Below are 4,302 nucleotides of genomic sequence, written 5' to 3' on the forward strand. Positions count from 1 at the left end.
CCGATCCGAAGCCCTACATCTGGACAAAGACCGCGGACGAAATCCTCGAACGCCTCGCCAGTTATCTGAACAGAATTCCCGACTCAGAACACTAGTTGCGGCGGCCCCTGATCACCGCGGGCCACCCGGTCCGGTCGTCAGTCCCGTCGCCGTCCTGCAACAAGCCTGGCTTCAAAACTCCACCACCGCACCGTCATGCGAACTGCAACTGCGTGTAACGATGCCCGGCAGTTCGTCTCTGCCGGGCCTTGCCGATCTCGGCTACGAGAGAAACCATAACTACGCCACCACCCAATGTCTACTCCGATCGCCATAGATTTCCGCGCGTTCAACGATGAGGTAATCGAGCCCCTGTCGGGTTGATGGGGCGCTGGGCGGGCACAAGGGACGGGTGGCCAAAAGCAGGCATTGACGAACCAGAGACCGAGGTGAACCTGATGGACACGATGTGCGTCGACGCCACGACCATCCGCTCCGCGACCCCGGTCGCCGACGCACGCGAGACCGCCCGGATCTTCCTCGAAGGCCTCTGGCAGCCGGCCGTCGACTCAGAAGTGGCCGACACCGTCGTCCTGGTCGTCTCCGAACTCGTCACCAACGCCCTACGCCACGGCGGCGGCACCTACCTCCTGCGTCTGACCGCCAACCCCGACCTCATCGAGGTGGCCGTCGGCGACCCCTGCTCGCAGGCGCCACGCATGCGCGCCCCCGACCTGAACGGCGGCACCGGAGGCTTCGGCTGGCCCATGGTCAACCGCCTCGCCCACTCCACCAAGGTGACCCACCGGCCGTCCGGCGGCAAGACCGTTAGCGCCCTTCTCGCCCGGTAGCACCAAGGCTGCGGTATCCACTGTGCTCGCCTGACCCGGGACCCTGCCGATCAGCAGCCCCCTTGTAGTTGCTCAGCACTACACGCCACCTGGCCGTAGCTGTACGAGAACAGGGCCCGATCTTGTCTTCGTATCTGGTTACCGTCAGAGGAGCACGCCCAACAAGCATTCAAAGCAACCATGTTCGCTTGCGTCCACTGCTGCGACGAACAGAACCGGCCCCTGCAACTGCACTCCGTCATCACCCACGGCCACGGCTGGCGGCCGCAAACCACGCCTGCACCACATCGCTCCTCTTGGGGTCCCCGGGGTGGCGCCAGAGGATCTGGCAGGTCGGGAGGCTGTTGCTGTCCGCGACCTCTTTCGCGGACAGCAGCAGCACTTACCCGGGGAAATGCCGCAGAAGGAACAGGGGGCCCCAACGATGAGCTCCATGCGACGCATATGTGCTTCCCGCGAGTCCAGTTGCCCCGGATGCGAGGTCCTCGGTGTAGGCCAACCGTGAGAACTCGTCGATCGCAAAGTTCACGAAGGATGGAGGTCGCGGCACCGGCGTAACCCAACTCCGAGCCGGGTCAGGCGCCGGGTCACGGTCCGCCGAGGGCCCAAGTGCGCGGTGGGGTCGGCGGAGTCGCGGCTGGGCGTGTGTTCATCGGTCCCGCGTTTGGTCAGCGCGGCTCTCGGATGGTGTCGATGATGCGGGTCCAGTTGTCGCTGCCGTGTCCGTTCTCGATTGCGCGCCGGTAGTGGGCCTGCACGGCCAGAGGGAGCGCGAGGTCGAGGCCGAGTGACGTGCTGGTCTCGACGATGTGGTCGGACGTCGCGCCCATCATGGTGACCGTGCTGAGGTCGCCGGGATGCTCTCCGGCATCCAGCGCGGCGCCGGGGGTCTCTTCGCCGGCCCTCAGGATGGCGCCGATCGAGTCGGCGGAGGAGAGCAACTCCGGCAGTGTTTCCTTGGCCTTCATTCCTGCGGTGCCCAGCATCGCGGTGGCGTGCATCAGTGCGGACAAGGTGGTGAGGAACACCGCGAGCTGGGCTTGGTACATCATCTGGGCGAGTCCCGGATCCTCGCCCAGATGCTTTGGCGTGCCGAGCGGCGCCAACGCCGCCCGATGGGTTTCCATCACTCCGCATGGGCCGCTGTAGTAGACATGGGCCGCTTCCGTGCCGACCATCGGCGCCGGGACCATGACACCACCGGTGAGGAAGGCGGCGTCGTGGCCCGCCGCCCAGGTTGCTGCCTTGCGTGTGCGGTCGGGGGTGTCCGAGCTCAGGTTGACCAGCGTCCGGCCGGCAAGTGTTGCGGTGACGCTGTCGAGGATGTCGTACATCGCCTGGTAGTCGGTGAGGCTGAGGATCACGAGGTCACTCGCTTCGACCGCCTCGCCAGGTGTCGCCGCGAGCGTTGCTCCGTCGGCGACGACGCCGTCGGCCCGGCCGGCGGTGCGGTTCCAGACGGTGACCGGGTGGCCGGCGGCGAGGAGGGTGCGGGTCATCGCCTGGCCCATCGGGCCAAGCCCGATCACGGTGACAGCGCTGTCTTGCCTGGTGGTGTGGTTCTGTTGTTCGTTCACCCCTCCATGCTCGGAGAGCGCCACTACTCTCGGAAGTACCCACTATTTTCTGCGGTACTTACCTTTTCGTAAGGGGGATCAGCAATGGCCAAAGCACCGCGATGCGGGCCTTACATCTGCGGCATCGACGCTGCGCTCGACGTGGTGAGCGGCAAGTGGAAGGGGCTGATCCTCTGGGAACTCGACGCCCATCGCGTACGCCGCTTCGCCGAGCTCCGTCGCGGTCTGCCCGGAGTGAGCGAGAAGATGCTGACCCAGCATCTGCGGGAGATGGAGGCAGACGGTCTCGTGCACCGGGAGGTCTATGCCGAAGTGCCGCCTCGGGTGGAGTACTCCCTGACCGAGCACGGCCGCACGCTCAATCAAGCGCTCGGTCCGCTCGGCGCCTGGGGGAGTGAACGGATGCGTCGCGAAGGCTTCGAAGTGGTCGACGTAGCCGAGACCAGACACGGTCAAGGGCTGTCCCGGCAACCAACCCCGTGCGTGCGCGCCGCTCCTGACGGCTGAACGCTGGGGCGCCGAGCTGTTCAGGAAGGCGTCAACGACGTCCTCGCCGCAACAACTGGTGCCGCAGCAGGCAACGTTCGCCCCGGCGAGGCGCGAGTGATGATCTGATACCTTCGGCTTCGCCGTGCACCACTGCGAAGCCGAGGAGGTGAGACCGATCAACACTGTGACGAGTCGGGACTCCCTCCTTTGCATGGTCTAGGGAGCGCCCGCACAAGGCATCCCGAAAGGCTTGAATCGCTGATGCGCTTCACCTCCCAGACGTCATCCGATGGCGTCACCAAACAGTTCTTCACCCTCGATGAGATCCCCGGCGTGCTGTGGACGCCTGAAGACGCCCGTGGCACTCGTCCCCTGATTCTGCTGGGCCACGGCGGCAGGCAGCACAAAACGGCCCCTGACACCGTGTCCCGCGCACGCCGCTACGCCGCCGAGGGTTTCGCAGTCGTCGCGATCGACGCGCCCAACCACGGCGACCGGCCCCAGGAGGAGGAGTTCGGCCGGATCGCGGCCGAGATGCGGGCCGGCATGGCCGCCGGTGAGAATCCGGGCGCGCTGGTTGCCGGCATGCACAGCTATCTGGCCGCTCAGGCCGTCGCGGACTGGCAGGCGGTCCTGACCGCGGTCCAGCGCCTCGACCAGGTCGGCGTCGGCCCGGTCGGTTATTGCGGCATGTCGATGGGCTGCGGGCTCGGCATCCCGCTCATCGCCGCAGAGCCCCGGATCCGCGCCGCGGTGCTGGGCCTGCTCGGCGTGCACGGGCTGGCCGAGGACGCCGAGCGGATCACCGTGCCGGTGCAGTTCCTGGTCCAGTGGGACGACCACATGGTGCCGCGGGACCAGAGCCTGGCCTTGTTCGACGCCCTGGCCTCGGCTGAGAAGTCGCTGCACGCCAACCCGGGCAAGCACGGGGATGTGCCGTCGTTCGAAGTGGACAGCTCGCTGCGGTTCTTCGCCCGGCATCTGAGCTGACACAAGATCGCAGTGCTCGACGCGCTGGCCGGAACTCGTACCCGGCCAGCGCGTTCGGTCCAGTCTGTCCGGCATGCCGAGCGGGTGCAGGTGCGCGAGATCGATGACGACGACGGTGCCTGGTTGCTTCGGATCGTGCGGCGCGGCACCGGGTCGGTGGTGGCCTGGCGGCGGGCTCAGATTGCTCACCGAGCCAGGGCGAGCGCCTGCCGCACTGGCTCGACACTGTCGGACAGGACCACCTCCCCAGCCTCCACACCCTAGTACTGCAACGGTGTTTGTTCTGACTGGTGGGCAGGTGTTAGGGGCTGTGTCCGCGTTGTTTGTGGTGGCTGACGCGGGCTTGGTGTTGTCGTCTGCGTCGCCATGTCGACCAGTGCAGGATGTGATCGACAGGCGGGGGCTGCCGGTGGGTG

4 protein-coding genes are annotated in these 4,302 nt (G+C 66.6%); 3 read left to right on the plus strand and 1 reads right to left on the minus strand.

Annotated features, from left to right (window positions below):
• Nucleotides 1-437 precede the first annotated feature (437 nt).
• Nucleotides 438-830 (plus strand): ATP-binding protein, encoded by a 393-nt coding sequence (locus ACFWBQ_RS38205; RefSeq protein WP_385508632.1) that lies wholly within the window; start codon nucleotides 438-440, stop codon nucleotides 828-830.
• 668 nt (nucleotides 831-1,498) lie between these two features.
• On the opposite strand, the gene ACFWBQ_RS38210 is transcribed toward ACFWBQ_RS38205, so the two are convergent.
• Nucleotides 1,499-2,407: an NAD(P)-dependent oxidoreductase gene (locus tag ACFWBQ_RS38210; protein ID WP_385508633.1), complete on the minus strand. Its 909-nt coding sequence runs from the start codon at nucleotides 2,405-2,407 to the stop codon at nucleotides 1,499-1,501.
• Between the two features lie 84 nt (nucleotides 2,408-2,491).
• Between ACFWBQ_RS38210 and ACFWBQ_RS38215 the strand changes: the two genes are divergently transcribed.
• Nucleotides 2,492-2,914: a winged helix-turn-helix transcriptional regulator gene (locus ACFWBQ_RS38215; protein WP_385508636.1), complete on the plus strand. Its 423-nt coding sequence runs from the start codon at nucleotides 2,492-2,494 to the stop codon at nucleotides 2,912-2,914.
• Between the two features lie 243 nt (nucleotides 2,915-3,157).
• Nucleotides 3,158-3,886 carry a dienelactone hydrolase family protein gene (locus ACFWBQ_RS38220; RefSeq protein WP_385508638.1) on the plus strand — a complete coding sequence of 243 codons (729 nt, stop codon included), beginning with the start codon at nucleotides 3,158-3,160 and terminating at the stop codon, nucleotides 3,884-3,886.
• The last annotated feature ends 416 nt before the right edge of the window (nucleotides 3,887-4,302 follow it).

This window comes from Streptomyces sp. NPDC060035 (assembly GCF_042736635.1).
Classification (GTDB): domain Bacteria; phylum Actinomycetota; class Actinomycetes; order Streptomycetales; family Streptomycetaceae; genus Streptomyces.